The sequence below is a fragment of the Kaistia adipata DSM 17808 genome (assembly GCF_000423225.1).
Classification (GTDB): domain Bacteria; phylum Pseudomonadota; class Alphaproteobacteria; order Rhizobiales; family Kaistiaceae; genus Kaistia; species Kaistia adipata.
Genome location: NZ_KE383991.1, coordinates 222,820 through 239,322 on the forward strand (window position 1 = coordinate 222,820; position 16,503 = coordinate 239,322).

The window sequence follows — 16,503 nt, forward strand, 5'->3', positions numbered from 1 at the left end:
CATGACCGTGCAGGTGACGAAACTCAAGTCGGGACTGACGGTCGCGACCCATGACATGAATCACCTGCAAAGCGCGGCGCTCGGCGTGTGGGTCGGCGCCGGCTCGCGACGCGAGGAGACCGCGGAGCACGGGATCTCCCACCTGCTCGAGCACATGGCGTTCAAGGGCACGCGCAAGCGTTCCGCCACCGACATCGCCGAGGAGATCGAGGCGGTCGGCGGCGAGCTGAACGCGGCGACGAGCGTCGAGACGACCTCCTACTACGCCCGCATCCTGAAGCCGGACACCGAGCTCGCGGTCGATATCCTGAGCGACATCCTCTGCAACTCCGCCTTCGACGCGGAGGAGCTGAAGCGCGAGCAGCACGTCATCGTGCAGGAGATCGGCGCCTCGCTCGATACGCCCGAGGACCGCGTGTTCGACTTCTTCGTCGAGGGCGCCTTTCCCGACCAGCCGATCGGCCGCACCATCCTCGGCACCGAGGAAACGGTCCGCCGTACGCGCTCGGACGATCTTTCGTCCTATCTCGACCGCCACTATCACGGCCCGAACATGGTGCTGTCGGCGGCCGGCGCCATCGACCACGACGCGCTGGTGAAGCTCGCCGAAGACCGCTTTGCCTCCCTGCCCTCGGCCGAGCTCGCCGCGGAAATTCCCGCCCATTATCGCGGCGGCGACGTGCGCGAGACGCGCGACCTGATGGAAGCCCAGATCCTGCTCGGTTTCGAGGGCATGCCCTACAAGTCGGACGATTTCCACGCGGTGCAGATCCTCGCCTCCCTGCTCGGCGGCGGCATGTCCTCGCGCCTGTTCCAGGAAGTGCGCGAGAAGCGCGGCCTCTGCTATTCCGTCTACGCCTTCCACTGGAGCTTCGCCGATACCGGCCTGTTCGGCATCCATGCCGCGACCGGCGGCGAGGACATCGAGGAGCTGATGCCGGTGATGCTGGGCGAGCTGGAGCGGGCGAGCCTCGACATCACCGAGGCCGAACTCGGCCGTGCCCGGGCCCAGATGCGCGCCAGCCTGCTGATGAGCCTGGAAAGCCCGGCGGCGCGCGCCGGCCAGCTGGCGCGCCAGATGCTGCTGTTCGGCCGGCCGATCCCGGTCGAGGAAATCGTCGCCCGCATCGACGACGTCAGCGTCACGCGGGTGCGCGACCTCGCCCAGCGCATCTTCACCGGCAGTCCGCCCACCATCGCGGCCATCGGCCCGATCGACAAGCTGATCCGCCGCGACCAGATCGCCGGCCGCCTGGGTTCGCCGATCGCGGCCTAAGCGGCCATGCCGGCCCGCCCCGCTTCAGGGGCTGGCCGGGCCAGACGTGAGACCGATCGATCCTGCGACAATCGATCCAGCGGCAAGGAACGCGCTGGTCGAAGTGAGCGAACCGGGGGCGCTGCGCGGCAAATGGAATTCCTGCGGTCCGTCGTGCCGTATCACCCGATGCCGGAGATCCGGAGCAGCACCGTGCTGCTGCGCCCGCCGGCCATGGCCGACTTCCCGGCCTGGGCCAGCCTGCGCGCGGAGAGCCGTGCCTTCCTCGCCCCCTGGGAGCCGCTCTGGCCGGTCGACGACCTGACACGTGGCGCATTCCGGCGCCGCCTCCGGCGCTACCAGCGCGAGATGCGCGATTCGACCGGCTATCCCTTCCTCGTCTTCACCGCCGACGGCCGGCAGCTCGTCGGCGGGCTGACGCTGTCGCATGTCGTCCGCGGCGTCACCCAATCCTGCTCGCTCGGCTACTGGATGGGCGCGCCGCACGCCGGCAAGGGCCTGATGACCGCCGCCGTCCGCGCGGTCATCCCCTTCGTCTTCGATACCCTCAATCTCCACAGGCTGGAGGCGGCCTGCCTGCCGCACAACGCGGCATCGATCCGTCTTCTCGAAAAAGCCGGATTCACGCGAGAAGGCTACGCCCGTCGCTATCTCTGCATCGATGGCCGGTGGCAGGACCACCTCCTCTACGCGATCATCAGCGACGACCCCCGACCATGACGTGCGGCTTCCCTCCCGGTACCCGTCCGATCAGTCTGTTACCAACATGTCACGCAGCCGAAAATTCCTTGTGCTGCTCCGGCCCGGATAGTACTTCTCGACGGCCTTCGGGCTCTGGAGGTTCGTTTGTTGCTTAACCGCATCGTCGCCGCGGTCTTGTTTGTCCTGTTCGCAACCGTGGGCGCGGCCACGCATGTGCAGGCGCTCGACGCGGTCAACATTCCGCTGGACGGCACGACGCTGGACCTGACCCGGGCGGTGGAACGCGCCTCGCGCGACCCGTCCGATCGTGTCCAGGTTTCGACCGCGCCCGGCGCGGACGGCATCGTCCGCCGCATCGAAGTGCGCTCCAACGAAGCCGGCGGCACCTCCTACTGGGTCTCCTTCGCGCTCACCAACAATGGCGACGAGCAGATCGACCGCCTGCTGGTGGCACCGCATTTCCGCCTCGCCAATTCCGGCCTGCTGATCCCCGATCTCGGCGCCTCGCGCATCGCGACCGTGACGCCGAGCCAGGGCTTCGCGCCGGAACGCCAGCCGAGCCAGGAAGCCGACGTCTTCCGCATCACGCTCGATCCCGGCGCGGTCGTGACCTTCGTGGCGGAGCTGCGCACCCCTGTGCTGCCGCAGCTCTATCTTTGGGATCCCGACAACTACAAGGACGCGATCAACAGCTACACGCTGTATCACGGCATCGTCCTGGGCATTTCCGGCCTGCTGGCGCTGTTCCTGACCATCGTCTTCGTGGTCAAGGGCACGGCGATGTTCCCGGCGACCGCGGCGCTCGCCTGGTCCGTCCTGATCTATCTCGCCATCGATTTCGGCTTCTGGAACAAGGTGATCCAGATCGCGCCCGGGGACGACAAGATGTGGCGCGCCTTCGCCGAGGTACTGCTCTCGGCGACGCTGCTGATCTTCACCTACACCTATCTCAACCTGAACCGCTGGCACGCGCGCTACAGCCACGCGACCATCGCCTGGCTGGTCGGCCTGCTGATCCTGCTCGGCGTTGCCGTGTTCGAGCCGGGCATCGCCGCCGGCGTCGCCCGCTTCTCCTTCGGCCTCACGGTCACGCTCGGCTTCGTCGTCATCCTCTACCTGGCGATGCACCACTACGACCGCGCCATCATGCTGATCCCGACCTGGGTGCTGCTGATGGTGTGGATCCTCGGCGCCTATCTGACCGTGACCGGAAATCTGACCAACGACGTCATCCAGCCGGCGTTGAATGGCGGCCTGGTGCTGATCGTGCTCCTGATCGGCTTCACGGTGATGCAGCACGCCTTCGCCGGCGGCGCGATCGCGCAGGGCGCGATCGGCGAGACCGAGCGGCGGGCGCTGGCGCTGACCGGCGCCGGCGACATCGTCTGGGACTGGGACGTCTCGCGCGACCGCATGTATACCGGTTCCGACGCCGAGGACCTGCTCGGCCTCAAGCGCGGTGCGCTCGAAGGCCCGGCGCGCGACTGGCTCGACCTGCTGCATCCCTCCGATCGCGACCGCTTCAAGGCGACGCTCGACGCGGTGATCGAGCAGCGGCGAGGCCGCATCGCCCAGGATTTCCGCCTCCGCGCCGAGGACGGCCACTATCGCTGGTTCCATCTCCGCGCCCGCCCGGTGCTCGGCTCGGATGGCGAGGTCACGCGCTGCGTCGGCACGCTCGCCGACGTCACCGAGGACCGGACGGCCGAGGAGCGGCTGCTGCACGACGCCGTGCACGACAACCTGACCGGCCTGCCGAACCGCGAGCTGTTCATGGACCGCCTCGCCTCGGCCGTGACGCGCACCCAGACAGAAGGCGCGCCGCGCCCGTCGGTGTTCGTGCTCGACATCGACCGCTTCAAGCACGTCAATGACGGCTTCGGCCTGTCGGTCGGCGACTCGATCCTGCTGACGATCGCCCGCCGCCTGACACGCCTCCTGAAGCCGCAGGACACGCTGGCCCGCATCTCGGGCGACCAGTTCGCCTTCCTCCTGATCTCGGAGAGCGAGCCCGAGCGCATCGCCGGCTTCGCCGATTCCGTGCGCCGCACGCTGCGCGCCCCGATCTCCTTCGGCGACAAGGAGATCTTCCTGACCGCCTCGATCGGCATCGCCATGCACGACGCCAAGCAGGGCGACCCGCAGGAGATCGTCAAGGACGCCGAGATCGGCATGTACTACGCCAAGCGCCTCGGCGGCGACCGCATCGAGGCCTTCCGGCCGGCGCTGCGCCAGCACGGCGCCGACACGCTGACGCTCGAAGCGGATCTCCGCCGCGCGATCGGCCGCGAGGAGATCAAGGTGCTCTACCAGCCGATCGTCCGGCTGGAGGACCGTACCATCGCCGGCTTCGAGGCATTGGCGCGCTGGGACCATCCGCAGCACGGCCGCATCCCGCCGGCGGAGTTCATCCCGCTCGCCGAGCGCAGCGGCCTGATTATCCCGCTTGGCCTCTTCATGCTGGAGCGCGCCGCCAAGCAGCTCTCCGACTGGCAGGAACAGCTCGGCCGCGACGTGCCGCTGTTCGTCTCCGTCAACGTCTCCAGCCGGCAGTTGCTGCGGCATGACCTCATCAACGACGTCAAGTCGGTGCTCTCCCGCTCGGCCGTGACGCGCGGCTCGCTCAAGCTCGAGATGACCGAGAGCCTGGTGATGGAGAACCCGGAATATGCGGCGCAGGTGCTGACCCGCGTCCGCGAGCTCGGCGCCGGCCTGTCGCTCGACGATTTCGGCACCGGCTATTCCTCGCTCTCCTATCTGCAGCGCTTCCCGTTCGAGACGCTGAAGATCGACCAGAGCTTCGTGCGCGGGCCCTCCGCCAAGCAGAAGCGCGTGATCCTGAAGGCGATCGTCGGCCTGGCGCATGAGCTTGGCATGGATGTCGTCGCCGAGGGCGCCGAGACCGAGGACGACGCGCTCGACCTCTACGATCTCGGCTGCGAGTTCGCGCAGGGCTTCCTGTTCGGCCAGGCGATGACCGCCCCCGAGGCCGGCAAGCTGATCTTCCGCGAGGAAGAGGCGCTGATCGCCTGACGTCGCGGCGGCCGCAGACGCGGCGGCCGGTCAGGCGGCCTGCAACCCATCGGTCATGCCGACCTGGGCCAGCACACGTGCGCGCAGCGCGAGAAGCTCCGGATCGCAGAGGATGCGAGCGAACAGGACCTGCTCGCCCTCGCTGAGCTGACTATGCCGCGACAAGCGTCGCTCAACGGCATCGGCACCGAGTGGAGCCATCCCCTCGAACGAGCTGCCGCCACCATGCGGAGGAACAATCTCCAAGGCGGCCTCGTCCGGCACCAGGCCGAGCCGCGCCGCGATGTCGGCGCGATAAGCAAGGTCCGTCAGCCAGCTGTCGTAGTAGATGCCAACATGTTCCGGCAGATGGCGGGTATCGCCGAGGAACTCTCGCGCATGCGACTTCCAGAGGGAGATGGAGTTTCGAAAATAGAGCGCCTCACCCTCGGCGCCGCCGACGTTGTGCAGCCCCTCGGTCATGCGGATCCGGCTGGCGAACATGTTCAGCGGATCACGGATCAGAAGAATGTGCCGGATATTCGCCGGCCAAGGATCGAAGATCGGATCCTCGATGGACCAATCCTCCAAGCTGACGCAGAGCCCGCCGCTGAAGAGCTTTCCGCCGTCCCGGAGCAGCAGCTTGCGTATGCGCTTGCGCGCACACTGTCTCAGGAGCCAACTCCAGAACCCCGGCGGAGGAACCGGATCGCCGAGCAATCTCGCCGACTGGTCGGCGCGCCGGATGTCGTTCAGGAAGAGCGGAAACGCGCTCAGGCCCGTCCAGTTCAGAACGACATGATTGCCGCTCCGGCGCATGCCGTGGAATGCCCAGACCTTCATGGATCCATCAGTACCTCGTGCAGCGCCCCCCGCAGCGCTTTTAGGATGCAGAACGAGTCCCGATCCGGCCACCAACCCAAGATCAGCGCCATAACCGCAGTACACGCGAAGAGCGGCACGGCGTTCTCCGACCGTGCCCCCGCCGGGCCAGGGTCATGTGTCGATCCTCGATTCCCCGCCGCCGTCCGTCGACCCTGGTTGGGCCATCCATGGCCCCATAGAAGGCTGTTTCCCTCCGCATGCGCTTGACAGCGACCCACCCGCTCCCTCTATTCCCCTCCATGTCGATCGAAGAGCCCCGCATGGCCGACGCCGCCATTTCCCCCGCCTCCCCCAAGCCGCCGCTTGAGATCCTGCTCTGCGCGCCGCGCGGCTTCTGCGCCGGCGTCGACCGCGCGATCCAGATCGTCGAGCTGGCGCTGCAGCGCTTCGGCGCGCCGGTCTATGTCCGGCACGAGATCGTCCACAACCGCTATGTCGTCGATGGCCTGCGCGACAAGGGCGCCGTCTTCGTCGAGGAGCTGGACGAGATCCCCGACGATGGCCAGCCGGTCGTGTTCTCGGCACACGGCGTGCCGAAATCGGTCCCGGAGGACGCCCGCGCCCGCGAGATGTTCTTCCTCGACGCCACCTGCCCGCTCGTCTCCAAGGTGCACAAGGAGGCGCAGATCCATTTCAAGCGCGACCGCGAGATCGTGCTGATCGGCCATGCCGGCCATCCCGAAGTGATCGGCACCATGGGCCAGCTGCCGGACGGCACCGTGACCCTGATCGAGACGGTCGAGGATGCCCGCGCCTTCACACCCAAGAATCCCGAGGCGCTCGCCTTCATCACCCAGACGACGCTGTCGGTCGACGACACCTCGGCGATCGTCAAGGTGCTGACCGAGCGCTTCCCGGCGATCACCGCGCCGCACAAGGAAGATATCTGCTACGCGACGACCAACCGGCAGGAAGCGGTCAAGCGCATCGCCGGCGACGTCGATGCGATGATCGTCGTCGGCGCGCCGAACTCCTCGAACTCGCAGCGCCTGCGCGAGGTGGCGGAGCGCGAGGGCTGCCCCGTCTCCGTGCTGATTCAGCGCGCCGCCGATATCGACTGGGCGCAGCTCGGCGACATCCGCAAGGTCGGCGTCACCGCCGGTGCGTCGGCGCCCGAGATCCTGGTCGAAGAGGTGATCGACGCCTTTGCCGCCCGCTACGAGGTCTCCGTCGAGATCGTGCGCAACGCCGAAGAGACGATCGCCTTCAACCTGCCCCGCGAACTCCGCCTTCCAGCCGCAGAATGAGCTTTCCCTGATGGCCGTCTATACCGAGATCGCCGACGACGAACTCGCATGCTTCGTCGCGCGCTACGACATCGGCTCCGTGCTCTCCATCAAAGGGATTGCCGAGGGTGTCGAGAACTCCAACTACCTGCTCGTCACCGACGCGGGGCCCTACATCCTCACCCTCTACGAGAAGCGGGTTGATCCGAACGACCTCCCCTTCTTCATCGGGCTGATGGATCATTTGGCCGATCGCGGCATCACCTGCCCGCAGCCCGTGCGCGATCGCACCGGTGAGGCGCTCGGCACGCTGGCTGGCCGGCCGGCGGCGATCGTCACCTTCCTGCAGGGCATGTGGGTGCGCCGGCCGCGCGCCGAGCACTGCCTGGCCGTCGGCGCCGAGCTCGCCAAGCTGCATATCGCCGGAGAAGGTTTCCAGCTCACCCGCCGCAACGCGCTCACCGTCGATGGCTGGCGCCCGCTCTTCGACCGCGCCTCGGCGCGCGCCGACGAGGTGCTGCCCGACCTCGCCGCCGATATCGCGGCCGAACTGGACCTGCTCGAGGCGACATGGCCGAGCGCCCTGCCGCATGGCGTGATCCATGCCGATCTCTTCCCCGACAACGTCTTCTTCCTGCATGACGCGCTGTCGGGCGTGATCGACTTCTATTTCGCCTGCAACGATTTCCTCGCCTATGACGTCGCGGTGTGCCTCAACGCCTGGTGCTTCGAGCCGGACGGCTCGCTGAACGTCACCAAGGCGCGCGCGCTTCTTGCCGGCTACCAGAAGGTCCGCCCCTTCACGCCGGAGGAGCTCGCCGCGCTGCCGCTGCTCGCGCGCGGCTCGGCGCTGCGCTTCCTGCTGACGCGCCTCTACGACTGGCTGAACGTGCCACCCGGCGCTCTCGTTGCGCCCAAGGACCCGCTCGAATATCTGAAGAAGCTGCGCTTTCACCGTACGGTGAAGGACGTCAGCGCATATGGACTGACCTTGTGACTGAAGAAAAACGCATCGCCATCTGGACCGACGGCGCCTGCTCCGGCAATCCCGGACCGGGCGGCTGGGGGGCCGTTCTCATCGCCGGCGAGCATGAGAAGGACCTGAAGGGCGGCGAGGCCGACACCACCAACAACCGCATGGAGCTGACCGCAGCGATCGAGGCGCTCGATGCGCTGAAGCGCCCCTCGATCGTCGATCTCCACACCGACTCGCAATATGTGAAGGGCGGCATCACCGGCTGGATCCACGGCTGGAAGCGCAACGGCTGGAAGACGGCCGATAAGAAACCGGTCAAGAACGTCGACCTCTGGCAGCGCCTCGACACGGCGTTGCAGCGCCACAAGGTGACCTGGCACTGGGTCAAGGGCCACGCCGGCAACGAAGAGAACGAGCGCGCCGACCAGCTCGCGCGCGAGGGCATGGCGCCCTACAAGGCATCCCGCCGCAAGAGCCTTTCCTCCGCCTAGGAGCCCTCCCCGTTTCCTGGAGCCGACGGATCGGCGTGCCGGCCTCCGGCCGCGCCGGGCCGGAACCGCGCCCGCCGCCTGGGCGGGCGAGGCACCTTCGTCACGCGGATCCTGGCCGCGGATCCTGGCGCGGAACCCATCCCCTCGCATCGAGCCGATGGATTCCGCGCTGGACGCAAGTGGATGCGTCAGAGCAGTTCCAGGACCGCCGCGGCGCCGGAGACGGAGACGCCACCCGCTTCCTCGACGTTGAGCGTCTTGACGACGCCGTCCTCGACGATCATGGCGTAGCGCTTGGAGCGGACGCCGAGACCGTTCGCGGTCAGGTCGAACTCGAGGCCGATCGACTTGGTGAAGTCGGCGGAACCGTCGGCAAGGAAGAGGATCTTGTCGTCGGCGTCCGTCGCCTTCGACCAGGCGCCCATGACGAACTGGTCATTCACCGCGACGACCGCGATGGTGTCGACGCCCTTCGCCTTGATCGTGTCCGCCTGCTCGAGATAGCCCGGCAGGTGATTCTTGTGGCAGGTCGGAGTGAAGGCGCCGGGAACGGCGAAGAGGACGACCTTCTTGCCGGCGAAGACATCGGAATCCGTCTTCTCGACGGCACCGTCGGGGGTCATGACGCGGAACTTGGCTGCGGGAATGCGGTCGCCGACCGAAATGGCCATCACGGGCTCCATGGGATGCGAGTTGGGGGATCAGGTGGAAGGAAGGCGCGACGCGAGGACGCGCCGCCGGCAGGGAGGTTACGGCGTCGGGCCGTCGCCGTCGAGCTTGAAACGCCTCGACGTCGCCGCCCTCCCCTCGGTCAGCGTCAGGCCGATCTCGGCACCGTCGATCCCTCCGGCGGCCGTCCTGCGATCGACGGCGAAGCGGAACGCCAGCCTGCCGCCGGTCCCGGCGGCGGGCTTTGGCGGATCGGCGAACCAGTCGGCGGGCGTCTCGACAAAGAGTTGCGCCTCCGCCGGCTCGGCCGCATGGAAGGTCGCCTCGAACTCGGGCTTGCTGTCCGGGCCGCCGACACGCTTCAGGGACAGCAGCTCGAACTCGCCGGGACGGCCAGGGCCCGGCAAGGCGGCGCGCGCGCGTTCAATCATCGGCGCGCCATCCTGGTCGGCGGCGTCGGCCGACACTTCCACCCGCGCGCGCAGGTTGACGGGAATGCAGATCGCCTCGCAGACGCCGATATCGAGAACGACGTCGAGCCGCACCGGCGCGTCCGGCTCGGGCACCTTCAGGCTGAGCGGCAGGATGACGCGGTCGCGATAGACGTTGGAGGCGGCATAGCCGTCATCGACGCGCTCCGGGGCCGGAAAGTCGACCACGGCGTCGCGCGCATTGACGGAGGCGGAGAAATCGAAGCGGGGCGGCACGCCCGCATCGCCCGGGTTCCGCCAATAGGTCTTCCAGCCCGGCGCCAGCGCGATCTCGATCGCGCCATGCAGCGCGCCGTCGGCGCGTGGCGGCGTCGCGACGATCCGCACATGGACCTTGTCGGCACCGACCCATGGCCCCACCGTGGCTGCCGCCGGCAGGGTCGTGAGGGCGAGAAATGCCGTGGCGATGAGGGGGCGCGCTGACATGGTGCGAACGCTAGTCGGGCATTTCGGCAATCTCCAGACCGCCTTATTACCTGTCCCATCATTTGTTCGTGTCCGGTGACAGTGACGCCACGGTCTTTTCTTTTGGCAGGCCCGTGCTACGATTCAACACATGATTGGGAACCAGCCTCGCTCGCTCGCCGAGCCAAGCTATCTCGATGGGCAGCTCCTCATCGCCATGCCCAGCATGGAAGATGGCCGCTTCGCCCGTTCCGTCGTCTATGTCTGCGCCCATTCCCCGGACGGAGCGATGGGCATCGTCATCAACCAGGTGGCGCCGCAGATCGATTTCGTCGACCTGCTGATGCAGCTCGACATCATTCCCGAGGGTCCCGAGATCCGCCTGCCGCCGGCCGCGAACCGGATGATCGTGCAGCGCGGCGGACCGGTCGAGACCGGTCGTGGCTTCGTCCTGCACAGCGCCGACTATTTCATCGAGAATTCGACGCTGCCGATCGACAACGGCATCTGCCTGACCGCGACGCTGGAGATCCTGAAGGCGATCGTCGCGGGATCCGGCCCGAAGAGCGCCATGCTCGCGCTCGGCTATGCCGGCTGGGCGCCGGGCCAGCTCGACGCCGAGATCCGCGCCAATGGCTGGCTGCACTGCGCCGCCCGGCCGGAGCTGGTCTTCGACCGCGACCTGAGCTCGAAATATGATCGCGCCATGGCGCTGCTGGGCGTCGACCCGGCGATGCTCTCCGGCGAATCCGGCCACGGCTGAGGACGGCGGCCGCCTTCCCCCGGCTCAGCGCTTCCGCTTCACGACCCCATAGGCATAGACGCCGAAGACGCCGAGCAGCGCGACCGCGAGACCGTACCAGGTCACCACATATTGCAGGTGGTTGTTGGAGAAGGTGACGAGCGTCTCGCCGCCCTGCGGCAGGCCGCCCGGATTGGGCGTGGCGTCCGCGTCGATCGAGTATGGCGCGACCTGATCCGCCGGCAGCCCCGCCGCGTCGGCGAAGCGGGCCGGCTCGCGGGCGAACCACTGGTTGGTCACGAGGTTGGGCGAGGCCTGGAACCGGCCGGGCTGCTCCGGACGGCGCAGCAGGCCGGTGACGGTGACGCGGCCCTGCGGCTGGCCTTCGAGGCGCTTCGACGCATCCTTCGCGGCCTCGGGCACGAAACCGCGATTGACGTAGACGATCCAGCCCTCATCGGTCCGCAGCGGCGTGAAGACGAACCAGCCGACGCCGCCAACCGGCCCGCGCGGCTGCATCAGGGCGCTGTAGAAATGCGCTTCCTTGTCGTTCAGCAGCGTCCCCGAGACGCTCACCGGGGTGTAGTCGGCCGCCGCCAGATCGAGCTTCGGCCAGTCCGCCGGCCCGGGCGCCGGGATCGGCGCGTCCTTCAGGCGACTGTCGACCTGGGCGATGAGCGCCTCCTTCCATTCCATGCGCCGCCACTGCCATGTGCCGAGCGAACAGAGGATCGCGAAGACGATGATCGTCGCGATAGTGGGCCAGATCAGCCTGCGGACGGAAGAGCGGTCGGACGTTTGGGTCATGGTGATCGGGTCAGCCCTGCTCGAGCCGCCCCTCCTCGGCCTTGTGCTTGTACTGGATCGCGATCATCAGCCCCTTCAGCGGCCTGAGCGTGCCGAGCCCGAGCACGACGATCAGCGGGATCCAGAGCAGCGCGTGCAGCCAAAAGGGCGGCTGGAAGGTGAACTCGACATAGAGCGCGAGGAACGCGACCACGAAGCCGACGATCAGCATGACGAAGACGGCGGGTCCGTCGCCGGCATCGCTGAAGGCGTAGTCGAGCCCGCAGTTCGAGCAGCCCGGCGCGAGCGCCAGGAAGCCGTTGAACAACCGTCCCTCGCCGCAGCGGGGGCAACGCCCGTGCAGGCCGGTGCTCGACGGCGAGAGCGGCGGATAGAGGGCCCTGTCGCGATGCGGATTCGGTTGGGTCGCGCTCAAGATGGCTCCTCCATGGCGGCGAAATGGCCGCCGAAAAGACAACGGGCGGCCGAAGCCGCCCGTTGATTGAATTGGCTCGGCTCAGGCGCCGTGCATCGGGGCGCCCCAGCCACCCCAGACGTAGATGGCGAAGAAGAGGAACAGCCAGACCACGTCGACGAAGTGCCAGTACCAGGCCGCCGCCTCCATGCCGAAATGCTCCTTCGGCGTGAACTGGCCGGCGATCGCCCGCAGCAGGCAGACGAGCAGGAAGATCGTCCCGACGAAGACGTGGAAGCCGTGGAAGCCGGTCGCCATGAAGAAGGTGGCGCCATAGATGTTGCCGCCGAACGAGAACGCCGCATGGGCATACTCATAGGCCTGGACGCAGGAGAAGATCACGCCCAGCACGACGGTCAGGATCAGGCCCCACTTCAGGCCGTCGCGATCGTTGTGCAGCAGCGCGTGGTGCGCCCAGGTCAGCGTCGTGCCCGAGGTGAGCAGGATCAGCGTGTTGAGCAGCGGCAGGTGCCACGGGTCGAACACCTCGATGCCCTTCGGCGGCCAATGCCCGCCGGTGAACTCGTAGCGCGCGACGTTCTGCGCCTCGCTGGCGAACAGGCTGGCGTCGAAGAAGGCCCAGAACCAGGCCACGAAGAACATGACTTCCGAGGCGATGAACAGGATCATGCCGTAGCGCAGGTGCAGCTGCACGACCCGCGTGTGGTGGCCCTGCTGGCCCTCGGCGATGACGTCGGCCCACCACGCATACATGGTGTAGAGCGTGATCAGCAGGCCCGGCAGCATCCACAGCAGGCTGCCGCCATGCATGTAGACGACGCCGCCACCCGTCAGCGCGAACGCGCCAACCGAAGCCAGGAAGGGCCAGGGGCTGGGATTGACGAGATGGTAGTCGTGGTGCTTGGCGTGGGCCTCAGCCATGGAGATGCTCCCCGGTCTTTCTTAAAGCGAACTTCCCTGAGCCTGCGTCTTGACCGCGGCGACGGGCGCCGGAGCCTCTTCGGAGCTCGGGAAGAAGGTGTAGGACAGAGTAATCGTGTCGATGAACCGCGCCTGCGCGTTCTCGTCGATCGCGGGATCGATGAAGAAGGTCACGGGCATCTCGACGCGCTCGCCCGGCTTCAGCGTCTGCGAGGTGAAGCAGAAGCAGGCGATCTTGTTGAAATACTGCCCGGTCAGTTCCGGCGTGACGTTGAAGGTGGCGGTGCCGGTCGAGCTGCGATCGGTGCGGTTCTCGGCGACGAAATTGACCTGGTTGATCTCGCCGACCTTGACCTTGATCTGACGCTGCTCGGGCCGGAACGCCCAGCCGATGCCGTTGGCGACGTTGCCGTCGAAACGCACGGTGATGGTGCGATTGAGCTTCTTGTCCGGCGCCGCATCGGCGCGCACCGGGGTGCCGCCATAGCCGGTCACGCGGCAGAACATGTCGTAGAGCGGCACGGAGGCGAAGGCCGCGCCCAGCATGGTGAGAACGAACACGCCGCACGCGATGGCCGTCACGCCGTGAGAGCGCCCCCCTGGCTGCTGCTTGCTCATCCTATCCTCACAAAGGCCGGTTGGTGATCACGCCGGGACCCATCTTGACGATGGTCACGACATAGAACAGCACGACGAGCGCGACCAGCACCGCGGCGATCGCGATCGACCGAGCCCGCTGACGCTTCTTCTGTTCCGGAGTGAGACGCACGCCCTCGTCGCCCATGCTGATGTCCTTCACGCCGCAAATCCCATCAAGCCAAGCGAGCGATCGACAAGCAGCAAGGCAAAGAGCAGGAAGAGATAGATGATCGAATAGCCGAACAGACGCCGCGCCGGCACCATGATCTTGTCGCTGTCGGGCATCCGGTAGACGCGCCAGGCCAGGATGACGAAGCCGACGCCGAGCGCCGCCGCGGCGACGCCATAGGCGAAGGAGGCGAAGCCGAGGATCGTCGGCAGCACGGCGATCGGCGCCAGCAGCACCGAATAGATGAGGATCTGCTTGCGGGTCTCGGCCTGGCCGGAGACGACCGGCATCATCGGCACGCCGGCGCGCTGGTAGTCGTCCGACTTGAACAGCGCCAGCGCCCAGAAATGCGGCGGCGTCCACATGAAGATGATCAGGAAGAGCACGAGGCTCTCGAGGCTGACCGTGCCCGTCACGGCCGCCCAGCCGACGACCGGCGGGAAGGCGCCGGCGGCGCCGCCGATGACGATGTTCTGCTGCGTCGAGCGCTTCAGCCACATCGAGTAGATGACGGCATAGAAGAAGATGGTGAAGGCGAGCAGCGCGCCGGCGGTGAAATTGACGAACAGAGCCAGCAGCACGACCGAGAAGCAGGCGAGCGTCAGCCCGAAGGCGAGCGCCTCTCCCTCGGTGATCTTGCCCATCGGGATCGGGCGGGACTGGGTCCGCTTCATCATCCGATCGATGTCGGCGTCGTACCACATGTTCAGCGCGCCGGAGGCGCCGGCGCCGATGGCGATGCAGAGCAGCGCCGTGAAACCGAGAACCGGATGGATCGATCCGGGGGCCAGCATCATGCCGACGAACGCCGTGAAGATGACGAGCGACATCACGCGCGGCTTCAGCAGCGCGAGGTAGTCGGAGGGGCTAGCGAGATTGCCGGCCACAGCGTCGATCCGGTTCAGGTGCACATCAGACATTGCGGTCACTATTACTCTAAAAATCGGGGCCGGGACGCGTCCCGGCCCCTGTTAGTTGCGCTTAGTGCTTCACGTCACCGATGCGCGGCAGAACTTCCCACTGGTGGAAGGGCGGCGGCGACGACAGCTGCCACTCGAGCGTGGTCGCACCCGAGCCCCAGGGGTTGTTCGGCGCCGGGACCTTCTTCAGCAGGGCGTCGATGACGCCATAGAGGAAGATCAGCACGCCGCAGGCGGAGATATAGGAACCGATCGACGACACGAAGTTCCAGCCCCAGAACGCGTCCGGATAGTCGACATAGCGACGCGGCATGCCGTCCAGGCCGAGGAAGTGCTGCGGGAAGAACACAAGGTTCACGCCGATGAACATCACCCAGAAGTGCAGCTTGGCGATGTTGTCGCTGTACATGTAGCCGAACATCTTCGGGAACCAGTAGTACCAGCCCGCGAAGATCGCGAAGACGGCGCCGAGCGACAGCACGTAGTGGAAGTGCGCCACCACGAAGTAGGTGTCGTGGAAGGAGCGGTCGAGGCCGGCATTGGCGAGCATGACGCCCGTGACGCCGCCGACGGTGAACAGGAAGACGAAGCCAAGGGCCCAGAGCATCGGCGCCTTGAAGTCGATCGAGCCGCCCCACATCGTCGCGATCCACGAGAAGATCTTGATGCCCGTCGGAACGGCGATGACCATCGTCGCGGCGACGAAATAGGCCTGCGTCTCGAAGGACAGACCCGTCGTGTACATGTGGTGCGCCCACACGATGAAGCCGACGACGCCGATCGCGACCATGGCGTAGGCCATGCCGATGTAGCCGAAGATCGGCTTCTTCGAGAAGGTCGAGATGATGTGGCTGATCATGCCGAAGCCGGGCAGGATCATGATGTACACTTCCGGGTGACCGAAGAACCAGAACAGGTGCTGGAACAGGATCGGGTCACCGCCGCCCTCGGGCTTGAAGAAGGTGGTGCCGAAGTTGCGGTCGGTCAGCAGCATGGTGATCGCGCCGGCGAGAACCGGGAGCGACAGCAGCAGCAGGAAGGCGGTCACGAGCACGGACCAAGCGAACAGCGGCATCTTGTGCAGCGTCATGCCCGGGGCGCGCATGTTGAAGATCGTGGTGATGAAGTTGATGGCGCCGAGGATCGACGAGATGCCCGAGATGTGCAGCGCGAAGATCGCCAGGTCCATGGCCGGGCCGGGCTGGCCCTCGGGGCCGGAACCGGAGAACGGCGGGTAGATCGTCCAGCCGCCCGACGGGCCGTTATGGCCGGCGGCGCCCGGGACGAACAGCGCGATGATGAGCAGCAGCAGCGCCGGCGGCAGGAGCCAGAACGAGATGTTGTTCATGCGCGGGAACGCCATGTCCGGCGCGCCGATCATGATCGGCACCATCCAGTTGCCGAAGCCGCCAATCATAGCCGGCATGACCATGAAGAAGATCATGATCAGGCCGTGCGCCGTCGTGAACATGTTGAACACGTTCGGATTGTTGAAGATCTGCAGTCCGGGCTGCTGAAGCTCCAGACGAATGCCGACCGAGAGAGCGCCACCGATGATACCCGCGCAGATCGCGAAGATCAGGTACATCGTGCCGATGTCTTTGTGGTTGGTCGAATAGACCCACCGACGCCAACCCGTCGGATGGTCGTGGTGGTCCGCAGCGTGTGCAGCACCCGTGGCCATGGCCTGCTCCCTTTTCATGTCCTACGGCATCACGGCGCAGAGCGCGCGCCGGAGCCGATCATCATCGATCCTG

The 16,503-nt window shown here is 66.7% G+C and carries 17 protein-coding genes; 7 read left to right on the forward strand and 10 right to left on the reverse strand.

Features of this window, described 5'->3' with window-relative positions; translation table 11 throughout:
• Window position 1 precedes the first annotated feature (1 nt).
• From G539_RS0113940 to G539_RS0113950, 3 genes are all read left to right on the forward strand, one after another.
• Entirely contained in the window at window positions 2-1,276 is a 1,275-nt protein-coding gene (locus G539_RS0113940) for a M16 family metallopeptidase (protein WP_029075740.1), read from the forward strand.
• Between the two features lie 132 nt (window positions 1,277-1,408).
• Window positions 1,409-1,996, forward strand: coding sequence for a GNAT family N-acetyltransferase (locus G539_RS0113945; protein WP_029075741.1), 588 nt, complete (start codon window positions 1,409-1,411; stop codon window positions 1,994-1,996).
• Window positions 1,997-2,122: 126 nt separating this feature from the next.
• Complete coding sequence (locus G539_RS0113950; protein ID WP_029075742.1) at window positions 2,123-5,011, forward strand: EAL domain-containing protein; 2,889 nt, start codon at window positions 2,123-2,125, stop codon at window positions 5,009-5,011.
• A 30-nt stretch (window positions 5,012-5,041) separates the two neighbouring features.
• Here G539_RS0113950 and G539_RS26280 read toward each other — a convergent pair whose 3' ends face one another.
• Complete coding sequence (locus G539_RS26280) at window positions 5,042-5,833, reverse strand: hypothetical protein (RefSeq protein ID WP_029075743.1); 792 nt, start codon at window positions 5,831-5,833, stop codon at window positions 5,042-5,044.
• 302 nt (window positions 5,834-6,135) lie between these two features.
• Here G539_RS26280 and ispH point away from each other — a divergent pair, with 302 nt between their 5' ends.
• From ispH to rnhA, 3 genes are read left to right on the forward strand one after another with little or no spacing between them, the layout of a single operon-like run.
• Window positions 6,136-7,122 (forward strand): 4-hydroxy-3-methylbut-2-enyl diphosphate reductase, encoded by a 987-nt coding sequence (ispH, locus tag G539_RS0113960; protein ID WP_035831725.1) that lies wholly within the window; start codon window positions 6,136-6,138, stop codon window positions 7,120-7,122.
• A gap of 10 nt (window positions 7,123-7,132) precedes the next feature.
• Window positions 7,133-8,098, forward strand: a complete 966-nt coding sequence (locus G539_RS0113965; protein WP_029075745.1) for a homoserine kinase — start codon at window positions 7,133-7,135, stop codon at window positions 8,096-8,098.
• On the forward strand, window positions 8,095-8,568 hold the full coding sequence (rnhA, locus tag G539_RS0113970) for a ribonuclease HI (RefSeq protein ID WP_029075746.1): 474 nt from the start codon (window positions 8,095-8,097) through the stop codon (window positions 8,566-8,568). Before G539_RS0113965 ends, rnhA begins: the two co-directional genes overlap by 4 nt.
• A 188-nt stretch (window positions 8,569-8,756) precedes the next feature.
• Here rnhA and G539_RS0113975 read toward each other — a convergent pair whose 3' ends face one another.
• Window positions 8,757-9,239, reverse strand: coding sequence for a peroxiredoxin (locus tag G539_RS0113975; RefSeq protein ID WP_029075747.1), 483 nt, complete (start codon window positions 9,237-9,239; stop codon window positions 8,757-8,759).
• A gap of 78 nt (window positions 9,240-9,317) precedes the next feature.
• Window positions 9,318-10,154, reverse strand: a complete 837-nt coding sequence (locus G539_RS26285; RefSeq protein WP_051231388.1) for a protein-disulfide reductase DsbD domain-containing protein — start codon at window positions 10,152-10,154, stop codon at window positions 9,318-9,320.
• Between the two features lie 130 nt (window positions 10,155-10,284).
• On the opposite strand from G539_RS26285, the gene G539_RS0113985 reads away from it, so the two are divergent.
• The gene (locus G539_RS0113985; protein WP_029075748.1) at window positions 10,285-10,896 is read left to right on the forward strand and encodes a YqgE/AlgH family protein; all 612 of its coding nucleotides are present in this window, start codon (window positions 10,285-10,287) and stop codon (window positions 10,894-10,896) included.
• Window positions 10,897-10,920: 24 nt separating this feature from the next.
• Here G539_RS0113985 and G539_RS0113990 read toward each other — a convergent pair whose 3' ends face one another.
• The 7 genes from G539_RS0113990 to ctaD form a co-directional block, all read right to left on the reverse strand.
• Window positions 10,921-11,682 carry an SURF1 family protein gene (locus G539_RS0113990; RefSeq protein ID WP_029075749.1) on the reverse strand — a complete coding sequence of 254 codons (762 nt, stop codon included), beginning with the start codon at window positions 11,680-11,682 and terminating at the stop codon, window positions 10,921-10,923.
• A 10-nt stretch (window positions 11,683-11,692) separates the two neighbouring features.
• Window positions 11,693-12,100, reverse strand: coding sequence for a DUF983 domain-containing protein (locus tag G539_RS0113995; RefSeq protein WP_029075750.1), 408 nt, complete (start codon window positions 12,098-12,100; stop codon window positions 11,693-11,695).
• 78 nt (window positions 12,101-12,178) lie between these two features.
• Window positions 12,179-13,018 (reverse strand): cytochrome c oxidase subunit 3, encoded by an 840-nt coding sequence (locus tag G539_RS0114000; RefSeq protein ID WP_029075751.1) that lies wholly within the window; start codon window positions 13,016-13,018, stop codon window positions 12,179-12,181.
• Between the two features lie 21 nt (window positions 13,019-13,039).
• Window positions 13,040-13,636 carry a cytochrome c oxidase assembly protein gene (locus tag G539_RS0114005; protein WP_029075752.1) on the reverse strand — a complete coding sequence of 199 codons (597 nt, stop codon included), beginning with the start codon at window positions 13,634-13,636 and terminating at the stop codon, window positions 13,040-13,042.
• 7 nt (window positions 13,637-13,643) lie between these two features.
• Window positions 13,644-13,817: a hypothetical protein gene (locus G539_RS27095; protein WP_156911976.1), complete on the reverse strand. Its 174-nt coding sequence runs from the start codon at window positions 13,815-13,817 to the stop codon at window positions 13,644-13,646.
• Window positions 13,814-14,746: a heme o synthase gene (cyoE, locus tag G539_RS0114015; protein WP_029075753.1), complete on the reverse strand. Its 933-nt coding sequence runs from the start codon at window positions 14,744-14,746 to the stop codon at window positions 13,814-13,816. Before cyoE ends, G539_RS27095 begins: the two co-directional genes overlap by 4 nt.
• Window positions 14,747-14,807: 61 nt before the next feature.
• Window positions 14,808-16,430 (reverse strand): cytochrome c oxidase subunit I, encoded by a 1,623-nt coding sequence (gene ctaD / locus G539_RS0114020; RefSeq protein ID WP_029075754.1) that lies wholly within the window; start codon window positions 16,428-16,430, stop codon window positions 14,808-14,810.
• Window positions 16,431-16,503: the final 73 nt, after the last annotated feature.